The 19,248-nt window shown below is 66.1% G+C and carries 15 protein-coding genes; 3 read left to right on the top strand and 12 right to left on the bottom strand.

Annotated elements, in window-relative coordinates:
* Nucleotides 1-74: 74 nt before the first annotated feature.
* Entirely contained in the window at nt 75-1,127 is a 1,053-nt protein-coding gene (locus BSZ14_RS05540; RefSeq protein WP_076710145.1) for a type III polyketide synthase, read from the top strand.
* Nucleotides 1,124-1,642, top strand: a complete 519-nt coding sequence (locus BSZ14_RS05535; RefSeq protein ID WP_076710144.1) for an isoprenylcysteine carboxyl methyltransferase family protein — start codon at nt 1,124-1,126, stop codon at nt 1,640-1,642. Before BSZ14_RS05540 ends, BSZ14_RS05535 begins: the two co-directional genes overlap by 4 nt.
* On the opposite strand, the gene BSZ14_RS05530 is transcribed toward BSZ14_RS05535, so the two are convergent.
* The 8 genes from BSZ14_RS05530 to BSZ14_RS05495 form a co-directional block, all read right to left on the bottom strand.
* Complete coding sequence (locus BSZ14_RS05530) at nt 1,605-1,859, bottom strand: hypothetical protein (protein WP_089413584.1); 255 nt, start codon at nt 1,857-1,859, stop codon at nt 1,605-1,607. The genes BSZ14_RS05535 and BSZ14_RS05530 overlap by 38 nt on opposite strands.
* Before the next feature lie 333 nt (nt 1,860-2,192).
* Nucleotides 2,193-3,326: an FMN-dependent L-lactate dehydrogenase LldD gene (lldD, locus tag BSZ14_RS05525; protein WP_076710143.1), complete on the bottom strand. Its 1,134-nt coding sequence runs from the start codon at nt 3,324-3,326 to the stop codon at nt 2,193-2,195.
* Between the two features lie 16 nt (nt 3,327-3,342).
* Complete coding sequence (locus BSZ14_RS05520; RefSeq protein WP_241823648.1) at nt 3,343-4,116, bottom strand: FCD domain-containing protein; 774 nt, start codon at nt 4,114-4,116, stop codon at nt 3,343-3,345.
* A gap of 2 nt (nt 4,117-4,118) precedes the next feature.
* Nucleotides 4,119-4,475 (bottom strand): L-lactate permease, encoded by a 357-nt coding sequence (locus BSZ14_RS20235; RefSeq protein ID WP_338012073.1) that lies wholly within the window; start codon nt 4,473-4,475, stop codon nt 4,119-4,121.
* Nucleotides 4,476-4,751: 276 nt separating this feature from the next.
* Nucleotides 4,752-5,555 (bottom strand): 5-deoxy-glucuronate isomerase, encoded by an 804-nt coding sequence (gene iolB, locus BSZ14_RS05510; protein WP_076710142.1) that lies wholly within the window; start codon nt 5,553-5,555, stop codon nt 4,752-4,754.
* The gene (iolE, locus tag BSZ14_RS05505; protein ID WP_076710141.1) at nt 5,552-6,445 is read right to left on the bottom strand and encodes a myo-inosose-2 dehydratase; all 894 of its coding nucleotides are present in this window, start codon (nt 6,443-6,445) and stop codon (nt 5,552-5,554) included. The genes iolB and iolE overlap by 4 nt, the downstream gene beginning before the upstream one ends.
* A gap of 111 nt (nt 6,446-6,556) precedes the next feature.
* A complete protein-coding gene (gene iolD, locus BSZ14_RS05500; RefSeq protein WP_076710140.1) occupies nt 6,557-8,383 on the bottom strand; it encodes a 3D-(3,5/4)-trihydroxycyclohexane-1,2-dione acylhydrolase (decyclizing) in 1,827 nt (608 codons plus the stop codon).
* Nucleotides 8,384-8,386: 3 nt separating this feature from the next.
* Entirely contained in the window at nt 8,387-10,315 is a 1,929-nt protein-coding gene (locus BSZ14_RS05495) for a bifunctional 5-dehydro-2-deoxygluconokinase/5-dehydro-2-deoxyphosphogluconate aldolase (RefSeq protein WP_076710139.1), read from the bottom strand.
* A gap of 77 nt (nt 10,316-10,392) precedes the next feature.
* On the opposite strand from BSZ14_RS05495, the gene iolG reads away from it, so the two are divergent.
* Complete coding sequence (gene iolG, locus BSZ14_RS05490) at nt 10,393-11,376, top strand: inositol 2-dehydrogenase (protein ID WP_076710138.1); 984 nt, start codon at nt 10,393-10,395, stop codon at nt 11,374-11,376.
* 35 nt (nt 11,377-11,411) lie between these two features.
* On the opposite strand, the gene BSZ14_RS05485 is transcribed toward iolG, so the two are convergent.
* The 4 genes from BSZ14_RS05485 to BSZ14_RS05470 form a co-directional block, all read right to left on the bottom strand.
* Nucleotides 11,412-13,760 (bottom strand): GH92 family glycosyl hydrolase, encoded by a 2,349-nt coding sequence (locus BSZ14_RS05485; RefSeq protein ID WP_076710137.1) that lies wholly within the window; start codon nt 13,758-13,760, stop codon nt 11,412-11,414.
* Nucleotide 13,761: 1 nt separating this feature from the next.
* Nucleotides 13,762-15,264 carry a CehA/McbA family metallohydrolase gene (locus BSZ14_RS05480; protein WP_076710136.1) on the bottom strand — a complete coding sequence of 501 codons (1,503 nt, stop codon included), beginning with the start codon at nt 15,262-15,264 and terminating at the stop codon, nt 13,762-13,764.
* Between the two features lie 15 nt (nt 15,265-15,279).
* Nucleotides 15,280-18,045: a TonB-dependent receptor gene (locus BSZ14_RS05475; protein ID WP_042490799.1), complete on the bottom strand. Its 2,766-nt coding sequence runs from the start codon at nt 18,043-18,045 to the stop codon at nt 15,280-15,282.
* Between the two features lie 150 nt (nt 18,046-18,195).
* Nucleotides 18,196-19,089 carry a MurR/RpiR family transcriptional regulator gene (locus BSZ14_RS05470; RefSeq protein ID WP_076710135.1) on the bottom strand — a complete coding sequence of 298 codons (894 nt, stop codon included), beginning with the start codon at nt 19,087-19,089 and terminating at the stop codon, nt 18,196-18,198.
* Nucleotides 19,090-19,248 lie beyond the last annotated feature (159 nt).

Raw genomic sequence — 19,248 nt, 5'->3', positions numbered from 1 at the left:
TTGAACAAGCCGCGACGCGGATCGTTGCGCTCCGGTATCCATTTCCGCCGGTTGACCGGCTACTCGGACGGTGCATGTCTCAACCGGTTGCCCTTTTGTCGCTCGCGACCCGCACACCCCCTCATCGACTGTCCCAGGATCAGGCCCTCGCCACGGCGCGGGAATTGATCGGCGACCGCTTCGCCGATTTCGATCGGCTGGCGCCCGTATTCGACCATGCGGGCATCGCCGAGCGCCAGCTGGCCATGCCGCTCGACTGGTATCGCACGCCCCGCTCGTTCGAGGAGCGGAGCGCCGCCTATCTCGACGTCGCGCTCGACCTGTTCGTCGCCGCCGCTGGCGGTGCGCTGGAGGAGGCCGGACTGGAGGCCGGGGACGTCGATGCCATCGTCACCGTCTCCTCGACCGGGATCGCCACGCCCAGCCTGGAGGCGCGGGCCATGGCGCATCTGTCATTCCGGAACGATGTGCGGCGCGTGCCGGTCTTCGGCCTGGGGTGCGCGGGCGGCGCCACCGGGCTGGCGCTCGCCGCCGATCTGGCCCGCGCGCGACCCGGCTCGACTGTGCTGTTCGTCACGGTCGAGCTGTGCAGCTTGGCGCTGAGGGCCAACGGCGCGGACAAGGCCGACCTGATCTCCACCGCGCTGTTCGGTGACGGCGCGGCGGCGTGCCTTCTGCGAACGGGTCGCGAAGGCTTTGCCCAGGTCGTCGGCAGCGCGGAAAACACCTGGAACGACACGCTCGACATCATGGGGTGGCGAACCGAGCAGACGGGGCTGGCGGTCGTCCTGAACCGCGCGATCCCGACCTTTGTCGAACGCGAGATGCGCCAGGCGGTGACCGGTATGCTGGAGAGGCAAGGCCTCGCCCTGTCGGACATCGACCGCTTCATCTGCCATCCCGGCGGGGCGCGCGTGCTGGACGCGCTGGAAAGCGCCCTCGGACTGGCGCACGGTGCGCTGGCGCAGGAGCGCACGGTCCTTCGCGACCATGGCAACATGTCCGCGCCGACCGTGCTGTTCGTACTGGACCGTTATCGCCGGGAAGGCCTGCCGCCCCGCTCTCTCCTGAGCGCCCTGGGGCCGGGCTTCACCGCGTCTTCGCTGGTGCTGGAGTGCGATCGATGACCCTGCCCTATGCCATCATGGCGTTCGTCACGCTCCAGCGATTGAGCGAGCTGGTCATCGCGCGGCGCAACACCGCCCGGCTGATGGCGGCGGGAGCGCGCGAATATGGTGCAAACCATTATCCGGTGATGGTCGCGATGCACACCGCCTGGCTGATCGCCCTGTGGTTCAGCGTGGGCGACCGGGCGGTCTCGTGGCCATTGCTGCTGGCCTTCGCCGTGTTGCAGGGGATGCGGATCTGGGTGCTGGCGACCCTAGGTTCGCGCTGGACGACGCGGATCATCGTCCTGCCAGGCGCCTCGCTGGTTGCCCGGGGACCGTTCCGTTTCCTGCGCCACCCCAACTACGCGGTCGTCACCGCCGAGATCGCGGTGCTGCCCCTCACCTTCGGGCTGTTCGGCATCGCCGCGCTGTTCACCATCCTGAACGCGGCGATGCTGTATGTCCGTATCGGCACGGAGAACCGCGCGCTGGGTCTCAGCGCCGGGTCGCCCCCGCCTCCCGCTCGGCCTTGATCCGCAGCATCGCGGCGTGACAGGTGGGCGAGGTCTGGTCGATCTTCTGGATCATGCAGCTCTCGACCTTCTTGCGGCTCATCGACTTCATCTCCATCGGGCACAGACGCCGCGCCTCGGCGACACAGGCCTTCTTGCCGGGATCGGACTGTGCCTGGGCGACGCCGACGGTCAGGGGCGACAAGAGGGCGGCGGCGATCAGGACTGCGTACATCATGTGACTTGCACCTCGTGACATCGTGGCCGCGATGTACCCCATAATAAACGCGAAACGCCAGGTTTTGGGCTCATGGACAGCGGCAGCCTGGGCGTCGGTTACCCCGAAACCACAATACCGCTTTGTTACTGTTGCACCGCGGCGAGATGGTGCTGCAACCGTCCAATCATCCGGCGCGGTGTCAGATAATCCTCTGCGGTCTGGTGGTGGCGAGCGTCGCTCCCGCCGCCACCGGACCGGAAAGCCAAGCGGCACATCCCGTCCGCTGCCGGAAATGCGGAATCCTGCATCCCCGTTTCGACATGGCGGACGTTTGCGCCGGTCCGTTCCGCATCAGCGTGCGATGATGGTCGAATCGATGTCCGCGATCGTCCGCACGCCGGTCAGCGCCATCGCCACCCGCATCTCCCGGTCGAACAGGTCGAGCAGGTTGGCGACCCCCGCCTGGCCATCGGCGGCCAACGCATAGATAAAGGCCCGCCCCAGCATGGTCGCATCCGCGCCCAAGGCCAGCATGCGCACCACGTCCAGGCCCGACCGGACACCGGAATCCGCGAGGATCGTGAGTTGCCCCTTCACCGCGTCCGCGATGGTCGGCAGCGCCCGCGCCGAGGACAACACGCCGTCGAGCTGCCGCCCGCCATGGTTGGACACGACGATACCCTGCGCGCCAAAGCGCACCGCCTCCCGCGCGTCCTCGACGTCGAGAATGCCCTTGATCACGATCGATCCCTTCCAGAAGTCGCGGATCCATTGCAGATCGCGCCATCCGATCGACGGATCGAAATTCGCGCCCAGCCAGCCGATATAGTCGGCCAACCCCGTCGCTGCGCCGCGATAGGCGGAGATATTGCCCAGGTCATGCGGCCGCCCATGGATGCCGACATCCCATGCCCAGCGGGGATGCGTGACTGCCTGCAGCATCCGCCGCCACGCCGCGTTCGGCCCCGACATGCCCGAATGCGCATCGCGGTAGCGTGCGCCCGGCACCGGCATGTCGACGGTGAAGACCAGGGTCTCCACGCCAGCGGCCTGCGCCCGCTCCAGCGCGTCGCGCATGAAGCCGCGATCCTTCAGCACATAGAGCTGGAACCAGATCGGCGCGGGCGACTGGCGCTGTACCTCGTCGATGGCGCAGACCGACACGGTCGACAGGGTGAACGGCACCCGCTTCTGAGCCGCCGCCCGTGCCGCCTGCACTTCGCCGCGCCTGGCATACATGCCGGTCAGCCCCACGGGTGCCAGTACCACCGGCATCCCGAGCGACTGTCCGAACAACGTCGTGCCCAAGTCGATATCGGCGACGTCGCGCAACACACGCTGGCGCAGCGCCACGTCGGACAGGTCCGAGACGTTGCGACGCAACGTATGTTCGGCATAAGCGCCGCCGTCGATATAGTGGAACAGGAACGGGGGCAGACGGCGCCGTGCGGCTTCGCGATAGTCGGTGGTGGCGGAAATGATCATTGGATTGTTCCCAAATCTATAACGAGAGGTCCGCACTGCGCGCGGCTGCGGCGCGTTCGGTCCGGGCCTGGTCCTCCTCGACCCGCCGGACGGTGTTGCGCACGAATTCGAGATGGACATCGGCCGCATCGCGGGCGCCGTCCGCATCGCCGGCGACGATGCGATCCATGATCGCACGGTGCTGCCCCGACAGCGCTTCGAACGTCAGCGGCACGGCATAGATCTTTTCGCGGCTCTGCGAGATGCTGGTATGGAGCAGCCCGAACAGGCTGGACATGACATGGGTCAGCACCGCGTTGCGCGAGGCATGGGCGATGGCGAGGTGGAAGGCGGCATCGGCATGGGCCTCCGCCGCCACGTCGCCCGCCCCGTGCAGCTTCTCCATTGCATCGAAGCGGCGGCGGATACGGTCCTTGTCCACCGCATCGGCGCGCCGTGCGGCGTGATAGGCGGCCGCGCCGTCAAGCGACTCCCGAACCTCGAAGATATCGTGGCGATAACCCGGATCGGCCTCGACCAGCGGGGCCAGCGGCTCCGCGATCATCTGTTCGGTCCATTGCGCCGACGGCTCGGCCAGGATCGCCCCGGCGCGCGGGCGGATGATGATGCGCCCCTGCGCCGCCAGCCGGTTCATCGCCTCCCGCAGGATGTTGCGCGATACGCCGAGCGTTTCGGCCAGCGACCGTTCGGAGGGCAGCCGCGCACCCGGCAGCAATTTGCGCTGGGCGATCAGTTCCTCGATCGCAGCCTCCGCCCGGTGGGATACGCTGGCGGCCGCTGTCATGAGCATATTCACGGGATCATCCACGATAGGTGCAGCTTCAGCACGAGATGCGCGAGCGACCCGTCGGCGGCGAACACCGCCTTAACCGGGTCGATGCTGCACCCGAAGACGAACTTGGTCAGGATCAGGAAGGGCGCGATGTTCGCGATCAGGCACAGGCCAGCGGCACAGAGCGACCGAAAGCCCAGCCCGACCAGCAGGGCCACGGTGATCGCCACCGGCGCGCCGAACCTGACGACTCCTTTCAGAGAGACTCCTAACCCGAAACCGGCCAGCAACAATTGCAGACGCTGATCCTTGGTGATGTTCAGGATTGACTGCCGGATACCGCCCAACGGGTAATAATTCTGCGACCAAACCGCCACGGCACCTCTTCTTGGCTTCTGGTAGTACCAAATTCTGGTCACTAGAGTCATAATTTGCCATTGGACGCTCAGCGTCAACCAATCAGCCTCATATCTACCGTTTTCTGGTACTACCATAATGGGCTGCCGGGCTTGCTGGTAAAAGCCTATCGACCCAGAACTGGGAATCGATAGCTGCCGCATATGGCAGGCGGCCGGGTATGCGGGATGGTCCCGAGAGCCCTAATGGCAGGTCGTGTCCCGGTTGGTGGTGCAGCTTCGGCGGCTTGGCCTCCGTCAATCAACGGCCACGTCGTAGCGGAAGGCGGGATCTTCGGTAAATCGCCACGCCCGGCGAGGACCGGCCATGACATTGAGGTAATAGAGATCATGCCCATGGGCCGCCGCGACCGGGTGATAGCCGCGCGGAACGAGCACGACATCGCCATCCTCGATCGTCATGGTCTCGTCGAGTGAGCGGTCGTCAGTATAGACGCGCTGGAACGCAAAGCCATTGGGATGGCGGGTCCGATGCCAATAGCTTTCCTCCAGCTGCGTTTCGTCCGGCCAGGCATCGGCATCGTGCTTGTGCGGCGGATAGCTCGACCAGTGCCCGCCGGGTGTCACGACTTCCACGACGAGAAGCGCTTCCGCGACGTCCGACGTGTCCGGCAGGATGTTGCGGACGAAACGCATGTTGGTGCCGCTACCACGGGTTTCCAGACCGACATCCTCGGCCGCGATCAAGTGCACCGCCCTGTTCCCCAGACCCGGCGCGGAACAGATCGCGATCTCGACGGGCGTATGCGCCTCGATATCATAGCCAACGCCTGCGGGGACATAGAGGGATATGGGCGGACCGTCGAACACCGTCGTCCTGCCCCCGATCGCGCGAAAGATCCTGTCCCCGGCCGAGATCGTCGCGCGACCGCTCGCCAGGACGATGCAGACTTCCCGTCCCGCTTCACCCCCGGCATATCGCGCGCCGGGGGCCAGCCGTACCACGCGAAAGCCGACATACGACCAACCCGCGCTCTCGGGCGTCACATCGATCACCACACCCTCGGCATCGGGTTCCTGCGGGCGCAGGCGCAGCGTCACGCGACCAATCCTGTCTCGGCCGCAATCCGGCGGAGCGTGTCCAGCCCCAGACGCTGATATGTTGCCGGGTCCGCCTTGGCCGGATCCTGCTCCGCCTCGATCACCACCCAACCGTCATAGCCGATGTCGGCGAGCGCGCGGAGCAAGGGCGCGAAGTCCATGTCGCCGTCACCGGGGACCGTAAACATGCCCTCAACGACACCGTCCAGAAAACTGCCTTTGGCGCGCTTCAGCGCCGCGAAACGCGCGGCCCGGACATCCTTGCAATGGACATGCGCAATCCGCGACGGATATTCCCGAACGATAGCGACGGGATCGATCCCGGCCAGCGTCGCATGGCCGGTGTCCAGGGTCAGCCGGACCTGATCGCCCGTTGCCTCCATCAGACGATGCAGGTCTTCACCTGTCTCGACGATCGTCCCCAAATGGTGATGATAGGCCAGGCGAAAGCCCCGATCCGCCAGATAGGCCGCAACCCGGTCGAGCCGGGCGCCGAAAACGGCCCAGTCGGCGGATTGCAGGCGCGGCCGTGATGTCAGTGGCGTTCCCTGTCGCCCATGAATGGCGTTGGAGGTTTCGGCCAGAATAAAGACATCGCTGCCCAGCTCTTGCAGCAGGGCAAGATGCGTTTGCAGCGTCGCGATCTCGGCCTCGGCCGACCGGGTCAGCAGGCTGCTGCCATACCAGCCGCCGATCAGCCGCAGGTCGTGGGCGGACAGTTGCGATGACAAGAGCGCGGGATCGCGGGCAAAGCGGTTGCCGAGTTCGATGCCCTCAAAGCCGATCCCATTTGCCTCGGCCATGATCCGATCGGCGGTGATGGCGCCACCCAGCGCGGGCAGATCGTCATTCGCCCAGGCGATGGGACTGACTCCCCAGCTTATGGCCATCCACGCACTCCCAGCAGGCCCGGGCAGATGAGGATCACGCCGAGCGAAGCGACGAGCGTCATAAGCCAGTCCGGCGGTCCAGGCCAAGGCATGAAACCGGGGCGGGCTTCCCTATGTCCTCCGTCGCTCGGCATCATAAAGATGACGTGCCGTGCGCACATCGGAGCGATCGGAGCATTCGGCGACAGGTACGTCCCACCAATGACCGCCCACCCCGGTCGATCGCGCCGGGTCGGTCGGGATGACGATGAGGCTGACGCCCCCGGCGTCCCTCGCCCGAGCCAGCGACGCCTCGAGCGCGGCAATGTCACCGACCCGCTCGGCGCTGGCCCCCAGGCTGCGGGCATGGGCCACGAAGTCGATGGTCGGGGCGGCCTGATCGCGCAGGTTTCCGAATGCCCGGCCGCCGGTCGCGCGTTGCAAACGGTCGATGCACCCGAAGCCGCCATTGTCGACCAGGACGATCGTCATGCGGCACCCCATCGCAACGGCCGTGGCGATCTCGGAATTGAGCATCAGATAGCTGCCGTCACCGACCATCACGGTCACACGACAGTCGGGCGCCGCCAGCGCGACGCCCAGCCCGCCTGCAATCTCATATCCCATGCACGAGAAGCCATATTCGGCATGATAGCCGCCAGGACGCGACACCCGCCAGAATTTGTGCATCTCGCCGGGCAGGCCGCCCGCCGCGCAGACGACCACGTCATCCGGTCGCGACACCCGCCAGACCGCACCGACCACCTGAGCATCGGACGGAACGTTGTCGTCCGGGGCAACGGCCTCTGCCCATTGCCGCAGCCATAGGGCTCGGGCCGACAGGTTGCGGGCACGCCATGCCGGATCGACCTGCCAGCCCTTCAGCCGCTCCGCCAGATCGTCCAGCACGACGCCCGCATCGCCCAGCACAGGTCGTGCATCATGCTTGGCCGTGTCATGCAGCGCGACGTTGACCTGGAACAGCGTGGCATCAACGTCGAACAGGGTGCGCGACCCCGTCGTAAAGTCCTGCAACCGCGTGCCGATGGCGACGATCACGTCCGCCGCCGCTGCCGCATCATTCGCCGCCGACGTTCCGGTCACGCCGACCGCGCCGAGCGCCTGGGGATGATCATCGGGCATCGCGCCCTTCCCCGCCTGGGTTTCCGCAACGGGAATGCCGGTGACGGCCGCAAACCGTGCAAGCCCTTCTTCGGCGCGAGCGTAGAGAACACCCCCTCCCGCCACGATCAGCGGCGCGCGGGAATTGCGCAGCGCCGTCACCAGATCGTCGACTTCGCGATGATCCGGGACGGGTCGGCGCCGCCGCCAGACCCGCGTGCGAAACAGCGAGACCGGATAATCGAACGCCTCGGCCTGCACATCCTGGCACAGGCACAGCGTGACAGGTCCGCAAGCCGCCGGATCGGTCAACACCGCCATCGCGCGGGGAAGGGCGTCGATCAACTGTTCGGGCCGCAGGATGCGGTCGAACAGGCGCGATACGGGCCGCAGGCAATCGTTGACGCTGGTGGTCGGATCCCCAAAGCTCTCCAGTTGCTGAAGAACGGGATCGGGGCGGCGACTGGCGAAGACGTCGCCAGGCAAAAGCAGGATCGGCAGGCGGTTGACATGCGCCAGTGCAGCGGCGGTGACCATGTTGGTAGCACCGGGACCGATCGAACTGGTGCAGGCCATGGCCCGCTCGCGACGGTTTTGCTTGGCAAAGGCGATGGCGGCATGCGCCATACCCTGCTCGCTATGCGCCCGGATCGTGGGCAGGTCATCGGATGCCGCCGCCAGCGCCTCTCCCAGTCCCGCGACATTGCCATGGCCAAAGATCGCCCAGACCCCGGCAAAATAAGGCAGGATGCCCCCGGCGGTTTCGACCTGTTGCGCGATCATCCATCGGACCAACGCCTGACCTGCGGTCAGCCGCAGCTTCGGTTCGACAGTCATCGCTCAGGCGGGAAAGGCGGCCCTTGCGCGCCGCCAAGCGTCCACCAGCACATGAAAATTCATCGCGATCCGGGTCACCGCCTCTTCCTCGTCGATCGTACCGGCCAGCCAGTCGGCCGCAGCCTTGTGCCAGATCGTCCGCCCGACCGCAAAACCCTTCACCATCGGACAGGCCGCCGCGACGGTGAAGCGTTCGAGCAGGACCTCGGGCGTCGCGGACAGACCGAGCAGCAGGACGCCCCGACAATCCGCGTCCCCCTCCTCGATCACGCGCGCGATGGCGGACCAGACTGCCGGATCGTCGGACGGCTCCAGCTTCCACCATTCGGGATAGATGCCGATCGCATAGAAATGCGCCAGCACATCCGCGGTCGTCCGCGCATCGACCGGGCCGTGGGCCGAGACGATGACTTCGAGCAGCATTTCGTGCCGTGTCGCCCGACACGCCTCGTAAAGCCGCAACAGCTCGCGATCCTGCGCCGCGCGTAATTCGGCCGGATCGTCGAGACGGTAATAGACCAGGCATTTGACGACCTGCGTCACCGGCCATTCGCGCAGGGTGATCGCCGGATCGATATCCCCCTCGAAGCGGAGGGGCCGGGACCCCGGTATCTCGATCGGGCGTCCGACCCAATAGGGCAAGCCCGCCGCCGCCGTCAGCGCCGATGCGCCGTCACCGCCGTCCAGCAGGACGCCGAAGCCCGTATCCCCCGCCGCCAGCCGATCCGTCGCGCGCAATACCAGCGACTTGAACGTGGCGACCCTCGCCCTGCTCTCCCCGCCCAGGCTGGCCACCAGTTCCTCGAAATGGGTGCGATGATCCACGGCCAGGACCATCAGGCTGTCATAGCATATGCCCCGTTCGACCGTCCGATGCACCCGTTCCAGCCTCCGGTCGTCGCGAAGCCGGTGGGGCCGGTCGGTCGTCTCGATGAACATTTGCAACTCGCGCCAGCCGGGCATCGCGGGCGCGCAACCATGACGGGAGACGACCAGCGCGCCACACGCATTGCCCCAAAGCCCGCAGACGGTCAGCGGCTCGCCGTGCAGCCATCCTCGAAGGAACCCGGCCATGAAGGCGTCGCCAGCGCCCAGTGCGTTGAACATGGCGACGGCGAAACCGGGAACGACCAGCCCATCCTCGACCGTGGCGGGCACCGGGCCATCGACGATCAGGCACCCCCGAGCACCCCGCTTGACCACCACCGTCGCGTCACACGCCGAACGAATCCGGCGCAGCGCGGCGATCGTATCGACCGTCCCACCCAGGATATGGATTTCCTCCTCCGTCCCGACCACCAGATCGACCAGCGGCAAGACCGATTGCAGCGTCGCCGTCACGGCCTGGTCGGCGACGAACCGGGTCTCGCCCCTGTCGCGCGCGGTCAGTCCCCAGAGGACCGGCCGGTAATCGATATCGAAAACGACCCGCCCGCCCCCGGCCCGGGCCAGCCGCGCCGCCTTCAGGCTGGCCGCGCGCGGCACCGGCTGCGCCAGATGCGTGCCGTTGATCAGGACCGCGCCGGCCGTGGCGATATAGTCGGGGTCGATATCCTCCTCGCATAGCGCGGCATCGGCGCAATTCTCGCGGTAGAAGATCAGGGGAAAGGTCTCGGCGTCCTGGATGCCCAGGATGACCAGCGCGGTCAGCCGTTCCCGATCGGTCACGACGCCGTCCGTCGCGACCCCCTCGCGGGTCAGCTGTTCGCGGACGAACCGGCCCATATGATCGTCGCCTACACGCGTCAGCAGCCCGGCGCGCAGGCCCAGACGGACCGCGCCGATCGCCGTGTTCGTCGGACTGCCGCCGACATATTTGGCGAAACTGGCCATGTCCTCCAGGCGGCCCCCGATCTGCTCGCCATACAGGTCGACGCAGGACCGGCCGATTGTGATCAGGTCCAGTCGACGGGCGTTCGGCTCTGTCGTCATAAGGCTCGATCCCGGCGCGGACTTGCCGAAAGTCCTTCGGCGGTGGAAAATGGAGGCGGTTTTATCTGGGAGCGGGCGTGCATCAGATCGCATTGATCGGGGCGGGGCGGATCGGAACGGTTCATGCGGAATCGATTGCCGCCCATCCACGCCTGAGGCTGGCCTGCGTGGCCGACGCCGTGCCGGATGCGGCCGGGCGACTGGCCCGCCATCATGGCGTGCCAGCGGTCGATGTCGAAACCGCCCTGTCGATGCCGGGCATATCCGGGGTCGTCATCGCCAGCCCCACGCCGACGCATGTCGACCTGATGCTCGCCGCCGCACGCAGGGGGCACACCGTCTTCTGCGAAAAGCCCGTCGACCTCGACCTGGCCCGCGCACGTGCCGCCGCCGAGATGCTGGATACGATGGGCGCGCGGGTGCTCATCGGGTTCAACCGCCGCTTCGATCCGCATTTCGCGGCGCTGCGGTCGCGGCTGGCGGACAATGCCCTGGGCGCGGTCGAAGCCGTTCATATCGTCAGCCATGATCCCGCCCCGCCCCCGATCGCCTATGTCGAGACGTCGGGCGGGCTGTTCAGCGATATGGTCATTCACGATTTCGACATGGCGCGCTGGCTGATGGATGCGCCCTTTACCGGCGTGTTCGCACAGGCGGCCTGCCTGATCGATCCCGCGATCGGTGCGGCGGGGGACGTCGACACGGCCCGCACGATCCTGACCACCGCGGATGGCCGGATGTGTACGATCAGTTCCAGCCGACGCAGCGGCTATGGCTATGACCAGCGTATCGAGGTCTTCGGCGAACGCGGGCTGATACGGGCGGGCAATATCGCCCGGACCAGCGTCGAGGAGTGGAGCGCGGACGGATGCCGGAGCGCGCCCATCCAGACCTTCTTCCTCGATCGCTATGCCGATGCCTATCGTCGCGAGATCGCCCACTTCGCCGACATGCTCGAAGGCGCGGCGCCGCTGATCGACCATCATGACGGGGTGGCGGCCCTCGCCCTCGCCGAAGCCGCCCGCCGGTCGATAGCCTCCGGCCGGATGGAGCCCGTCTGACCCTGACCGGTCGCGATCGCTCCCGCCGGTAGAGGTCATGCGGAGCGCCCGACGATTCCGAACGAGGGCGGGCGATCGGCCGGATCGCGGCCAAAGGCCGGATTGGGCCTAGACCCCATCTGGAAGACCAGCCGCCCGCCCTTGACCAGTTCGCCATGGCCGATCCAGCTGCGCGTCCAGGGCTGCCCATTCCAGCTGACCCGCTGAACATAGACGGCATCGGCGGAAATGCCGGGTGCCTCGACCACCAGGCTGCGGCCCCGCCCGACCGGCACCGTGGCGCGGGGATGAAGCGGCGCACCAAAGACATAGGCCCCGCTGACCGGATCGACGGGATAGAGCCCCAATGCGCTCATCACGTACCAGGCGCTCATCTGGCCGCAATCCTCATTGCCCGACAGACCGTCCGGCGCGGCGCGATACTGCCCCTCCAGCAACATGCGGACCCGCGCCTGCGTCTTCCACGGAACGCCGCAATAGGCGTAGAGATAGGCAACGTGGTGGCTCGGTTCGTTGCCATGCGCATATTGGCCGACCAATCCGCTGACATCGGGTGGTGCGTCCTTGGGAAGGCTGCTGTCGGCGGCGAAAAGCGCATCCAGCTTCGCCTCGAACGCCGCATCCCCGCCGAACAGGTCGATCAGGCCATAGACGTCATGCTGGTTGAGGAATGTCGCCTGCCACGCGTTACATTCGGTGAAGTCGCGCCAGTGCGCCGTATCATGGCCCAGCGCGCGAGGGTCGAACGGCTCGGCCCATGTCCCGTCGGCCAGGCGCGGACGGATGAAACCCGTCTTGTGGTCGAACAGGTTGCGATAGTTGCGCGACCGGGCGCGCAGTCGCGCCGCATCCCCGCTGGCCCCCGCCCGCTCGGCGATGACCGCCATCGCCCAGTCGTCATAGGCATATTCCAGGGTCTTGCTGGCCGCCTCCCCGACCTTGTCGGACGGAATATAGCCAAGCTCCCGATAAGGCCGCAGGCCGCGCGCCTCGCTGTGAAAGGCGAGTTCGCGAATAGCGGGCCAGATGGCCGCCGCGTCGAGACCCGGCACGCCCTTCACCAAGCCCTCGGCGATCACCACCGCCGAGTGCCAGCCGATCATGCAATGGGTCTCGATCCCCTGAAGCGGCCATACCGGCGGCCCGGCCGGGGTTTCCAGCGTCATGCGGGCCAGACCGCGAACCAGATCGGCGTTCCGCTCCGGCCGGATCAGCCCCAGCAGCGGATGCAGGGTGCGATAGCTATCCCATAGCGAATAGGTGCTGTAATTATGGTCACCGTCGGACAGCCGGTGAACGGCGGTATCCATGCCGCGATAACGACCGTCGCTGTCCGAAAACAGCGTCGGCGCCAGCATCGCGTGATAGGCCGCCGTGTAGAATATCCGCTCCTCGGCCTCGCTCGCGCCCTCGATCGACAGGCCGTCCAGCGCCACGTCCCAGGCCGCATCGGCCTCCCGGACGACGCGGTCGAAATCTTCCGATGCGCCGTTCGCCGTCAGGTTGGCCAGCGCACCGTCGACATCGACGCCCGACAACGCGACGCGAACGACGATCGGCCCCGTGGCGGCGTCGGGAAAGAGCAGTGCGGCCTTCAGGGACGCCCCCGATACGCCCTCCCCGGTCGGTGCCACCGCCCGGTCATTGCTGAAGAAGCGCGCCTCGGCGAAAGGCCGCGACACCCGCAGCGCGAAGTGGATCACCCGCCCGTTCGCCCATTGCTGCACCCGCCGCGATCCGACCAGCGTATCGCGACCGATCAGGCGGAGCGACGCATCGCTGACCGGCGTGGGACGCGGCGGATCGAAGCCGATGCTGGCGGGATCGGGCTCGTCACGTGCGCCATGCGCCAGATCGACCAGGATATGGCCCGACCCCGGAAAGCGGTAGCGATGATAACCGACCCGGTCGGTGACGGTCAGTTCCGCCGCGATCCCGCTATCGGGGAAGCGCACCGCATAATAGCCGGGCCTCGCGCGCTCGTCGGTATGGACGAAACGTTGGCGATAGCTACCCTCGGGCCGCTCCAGGCTGCCGGGATCCAGGATGATCGGGCCGGTGCGGGGTACGAGCAGCACATCCATCAGGTCGCCGACTCCGGTCCCCGACAGATGCGTGTGCGAAAAGCCCAGCATCGTGGTGTCGTCATGGTGATAGCCCGAACAGGCGTCCCACCGTGCATTGTCCGTGTCGGGGCTCAGCTGCACCATGCCGAACGGGCGGGTCGCGCCCGGATAGGTATGGCCATGGCCGCCGGTTCCGATGAACGGATCGACCCAATCCACCGGCCGCTTGCCTGTCCTGGGCGCAGCGATGGCGGGCATGGACGCAGTCAGCGCCGCCGCTCCGGTGCCGCCGATCAATGCCCGGCGGGAAATGGCCATGTCACCGGACATAGATGGGATTTCCGATCAGCCAGAGCCTGCCGTCCGCCCGCCGCACATCGGCGCGAAACCAGTGTCGTACCGATCCCTGCGGCAGGGTGAAGGCGATGTCCGCCGCCCCACGCCCCAACGGCCCGGCCTTAGTGTGGGGGCGGACATGGCGACCATCGACCACCAGGTCGACCGTGCCGCCCTCCACGCCCTCGACATGAACGCTGCCCGTGATCGGGTCGCGCCCGGCGGGCAACGTGCCGCCCATCACCGCCTGCGCCGCACCGCGACGCGCCGACAGGTCGAGCACGCGTCCACGCCCCTCGTCCAGATCGACGAAGACCCGACCGCCCTTCAGGCCCCGCAGGACCGCGCCCTGCGAAAGATCATCCGCCCGCACGACCGTCGCCAGGCTGCCGATCGCGGCCTGGGGGCCGATGGGCGACCTGCCGCGATACTGGATCGCGTCGTGATTGTCCGAGCCCGCGACGCCGACCAGCCGATATCCCTGATCGAGCAGCCCCTCCCAATAGCGGACCTGCTTCGTGATCGCCGCCTCGCGGTCGCCCGGCGTCTCGATCGTGCTGCCGCCGTTGACCACCTCAATCGCATCGACCTTGGAATAATCGGTATCGCGCGGCGCCCAGCCGCAGCCCAGGCAATCCTCGCCGGTCGGGCGCGAGGGATGATTGATCGTCAGGAAGCCACCCGTGGCATGGGCGGCCGACAGCAGCGCATTGACGGTCGGCGTGCCGGGACGACCGATCTCTGTATCGACGAAGCCCATATAACCCAGCAGGTTGGCATGTCCGTCACGCGTGGTGAGTTCGCGGCCCGGCATCAGCAGCAGCGTGTCGAAATGCGGCTGGAGATAGCCCATCTCGATGAAGTGCGACGTCACATTATGGTCGGTCAAGGCGATGAAATCGAGACCGTGGTCGGCCGCTTCCTGAAAGGTCAGGAAGGGGGGACAGCCCGCCTCGCGTCCTGCCAGACTGCGGCATCGCGCATCGCTCTGCCCGCTATGACTGTGCAGGTCGCCGCGATACCAGCCCGGACCCGACCGGATCGGCGTGGCGGAAAAGGCGACTTCATCCAGGTTGGAAAAACGCGAGAACCAGATCTTCGCCGACCATTTCGCCGCATCATGGGGCCGGATCGACGGTACGCTGAGCGTCAGGCGCCACGGCCCTGCCGGAATGGGACCCGGCAGGAAGGAGGGCGAGGCGAAAGCTTCACCGATGGTGAAGGCATATTTGGTGCCCCCGCCCCAGCCGCGAAAGCGTTGCGGGTCGGTCACGCCCAGGTTGATCGCAACGCCCCGGTCGCGCCCCTCGAACGTGAAGACGACCCGGACCTGCGCCATCCCTTCGGGAACGGCGAAGGTCAGGTCCCTGGTCGTGGCGCGGTCGGTACTGCGGACGACGCCTTGCAGGACTATATCGGGTGCCCGATCCGATGCGGTGGCGGGCACGGCCATCAGGGCCATGCAGATCAGGAGCAGCCACCGCATCGTTCGGACTCCTTCTTACATCTTCATCGTGAGGCTGAACTGGAACACGCGGCCGGTCTTCATATAGCCGCCGTTCCGGTCGTTCGAGATATAGGTCTTTTCCTTACCTACCGTCGCCCAGTAGGTGTGCTGGTTCAGCAGGTTGCGCGCCGCAAAACCGACCTCCAGGTTCGCCGTGACTTCATAGGCCAGACCCAGATTCAATTCGCCGACCGGCTGGACATAGATGTCCGGCTGGCTGTCCTGCACGGTGGCGAGGATACGGCTGGTATAGTTGTACCACAAGTTGGTGCGCAGACCGCCGCCCGCATAGAAGACTTCGGCGTTGTAGATCAGGTCCGGGGCCTGGGGCAGGTTCGTCGTGCGGATATCGTTGGCCGCGACCTGATAGGTCGCACGCGTCTGCTGATAGGTGACGTTGCCGCCGAAGCCGAAATTGCCCAGCACGCCGCCGCCGACCAGATCGCCCAGCGTATAGCGGCCCGAGACCTCGACCCCCTTGGCATTGCCGCTGCGACCATTGGCCGTCTGCAACAGGATGATCCGGTTGCCATTGGCGTCGGTGCCGCCATCGGTGCCGACCGAACGAGTGCCCGACGGCACCAGGATGTTCTTCAGATCCTTGTAATACAACGCAATCTGGAAATAGCGGCCGACGCCACCATAATAATCGAGACCCGCGTCATAGCTCCACGCCTCGACCGGCTTCAGATCGGGGTTGGGCCGCGTGACCGTCACGAAACCGCCGCTCGGATCGCTCGTCGTGGTCGGCCCCGCCAGCAGGCCGAAGGCCGGACGCGAATAGCTCGACCGGATGGCGCCGCGAACGACGATGCGGCTGTCCGGCTTCCACGACGCCAGCAACGACGGATCGACATGATCATATTTGCGTCCGGCGTTGACGAGATTCCCGAGCGAGTAGAAACGCGCGGTGAAATCATTATCCTCGTAACGAATGCCCGGCATCACTTCGAGATTGCCCGCCTTCAGGGTCGCAGTCGCATACACCGCCTTGCGCTTCTCGACGCCCTTGAGCAGCCCCTGGTTGATCGTGGTCGCCGACAGGGCGGCATAGTTCACGAACTGCGTGACCTGCGAGTCGAGCTGCGAACGCTCGAGCACCTTGATGGGACGCGCGGGGTAGTAGCTCAGGAAATCGGTCAGCACGGTGCCGAGATATTGCGAGATCGACGGTCCCTGCACCGTTCCCGCCTGAAGCGGGGTCAGGAAGCGATACCGCGTCGCATCCGGGGCCAGCGAGCGGCCGTCACGATCCGAATCCTCATACAGGCCACCGACCGACACGCTCGAGATCAGGCCCTCGCCTTCCCATCCCACGCTGCCCTTCACGGTCTTCTTGACCTCGGACAGATAGTCATAGCCCGCCTGGACATAGAGCTGGGTCGGCCGGTCGAGCGAGCCGACATAGGCGATGGCGCCCTGCGACAGGACGGGACGGGGCGAACGATTGTCCGACAGGTCGACGACGACACCCTCGGTCGACGCCCCCGTGTTGCCCGCGGCACCGTTATAGGCAATCCCACGGAACGCTGCCTCGATACGGCGCGGCTGATCGAAGCGACCATCGGCATAGGCCCCCTCGAGCGAGGCGGTGAAGCCGTCATGATGCCACTTCGCACCGATCTGCGTCGACAGCAGTTCCTGCTCGACGTCCTCGGTACGGAAATAGCTGGCCGGATTGATGCCCAGCGGCGTGTAGACGCCCGCCGCGTTGTAGGAACCGCCATTCGGATTGGTCTGGCCGCGCGTCAGCTCGTTGCGGAGCGCGGTCTGGTTCATCGTGTTGGTGTTGAGATAGGTGGCGTAGTTCACCCGCGCGAAGGCATCGAACGACTCGCTGCGGAAGTCGAACGATCCGGTCGCGCCATAACGCTTGATCCGGTTGTTGTAGAAATTCCACTGCACGCCGTCCGCCGCAAGGGCGCCGCCATTGGCCAGCACGGTACGAACGGTATCCGTGGTCCGGTTCGCCGCCTTATAGTCGTTCTGCACGGCGGTGGACTCGGCCGTGTTCGCGCGCTCCTCGTAATAGCCCGCGACATAGACTCCGAACTGGCCCGCGCTCCCGAACCGGCGTGCCGCGTCCAGACCGATGGCACCGCCCATGCCCTCCATCTTGTGATCGAGGGCAAGTTGCGCCCCCTGGCCCAGAACCCGCGCACGGGTGAAGGACTTGCTGAAGTCGAATGCGGTCGGGGAGCGCAGGTCGACGATACCGGCGATCGCGTCGGCATCCTTGGCCGCGCCCGGCGTCTTGTCGACGGCGATGCCACCGATCGCGAAGGGCGAGAACAGGTTCAGCGAAATGGCGCGCGTGTTGCCCGCGGTCTGGGGCAGGCGAAGGCCGTCCAGCGTATAGGCATTGTAGCTGGTGTCGAAGCCGCGGATCGAGACGAACTGCGCTTCGCCGGTCGCGCTCTGGTTGCGCCCCTGGTCGCGGCTGACCGACACGCCCGGCAGGGCCTTGGCCAGATCGGCGACGCCGGTCTGCGAATTGATCGCCACGTCGCCGGTGGTCACGATGTCGATCGTCGCGATGGCGTTACGCTCTTCGTCCAGCGCGGTCCGCTGGCGGCGACCATTGACGACGATATCGCTGGTCAGCGACTCACTGGCGGTCTGCTGGGTCGCATCGGCATCCGCGGCGTCCACGGCGGGCGACGGAACCGTCTGCGCCATGGCGGCAGGCGCCACCATTTCCACTGCCACTGCCATCACGACGCCCGACAGCAAACGCCCCTTGCCCGACCGATTCCGCATCTGAACCCCCTGCACTTTTACAGTGCCCGGTATGAGCACCCCAATGCACGGCCGTTAGAAAATAGATTGGTCAGTTTTGTGTCAATCTGAATATTTCATTTTAAAAATTTACGGGGTTTCACATTCCAGGATACTGCCGAGACCCCAGCCTCAGGAGGCATCGGTCCCCGCCTTGGCCGCCTTGGCCCGGCGCGCGCCGCGCTGTTTGTCATAGGCCAGGCCGACGACGAGCGCCTGGGCGACGCACAGCGACGCCGCGAGGGATCGAAATCCCCGCACCTCCGCCTCGCGGACGATCAGGGTGTGGGTCGCATGTCGCGCAATCGGGCTGGCCAGGCTGTCCGAGATGGCAAGGATGCTGGCCCCCGCCGCCGCCGCTGCCTCGACCGCGCTCACGGTTTCGGGGGCATAGGAATGATAGCTGATCGCGATCAGCAGGTCACGGGACGACATGGCGCGAAACTGTTGAAAGGCGAGTCCGCCAATCCCGTCGATCAACATGGTCGGCTTGCCCGCCTGCGGAATGGCATAGGCCAGATAGGCAGCAACGGGAAAGGCCCGGCGCATACCGGCCAGATGCACGACCTGGGCCTTGCGGATCATCGCCACCGCCTCGGCCAGGCCGTCCTCACCGACTGTAGCCCGGGTATTCTGCAACGCCAGGATATCGGCCTCGGTGAACTCGTCGATGAGCGAACCGACACCCCGCTCGGAAACCGACTGGTCGACCGACGCCGTGAACTGATGAACCCGCTCACCATAACCCAGAGCGGCATTGTTCGCGAGCAGGCTGTCGCGCAACAATCGCTGCATCGGCCCCGCCCCGGTAAAGCCCAGCGACTTGGCAAATCGGACGATGGCGGACGGCTGCGTGCCCGATCGCGTGGCAATGACGCTCAACGGCTGGAGCGCCATGTCGTCCGGATGATCCAGAACATAGCGCGCGACATGCTGAAGCCTTTTGCTGAGCGAGTCGTGCCGATCGAGAATGGCCTGGCGCAATTCCGCCGCCGTCTGGGGCACCGTGATACCGGCATCGGTCATGATCGTCTCCGCATCGATGCCGCCATCATAAATGGGACCACGTCGATTACAAAGCGCATTTCTGAAATGTAATTTTCATATTGACTTATATTTGACATTATTTGTCTAAATAGGGGCAAATCTGGGAGGGCGGCCATGACGTACCAGGAACGACAGCAT

Source organism: Sphingomonas sp. Sph1(2015), assembly GCF_001970915.1.
Lineage (GTDB): Bacteria > Pseudomonadota > Alphaproteobacteria > Sphingomonadales > Sphingomonadaceae > Sphingomonas > Sphingomonas parapaucimobilis.
This window is presented reverse-complemented; position numbering and strand designations above follow the sequence as displayed.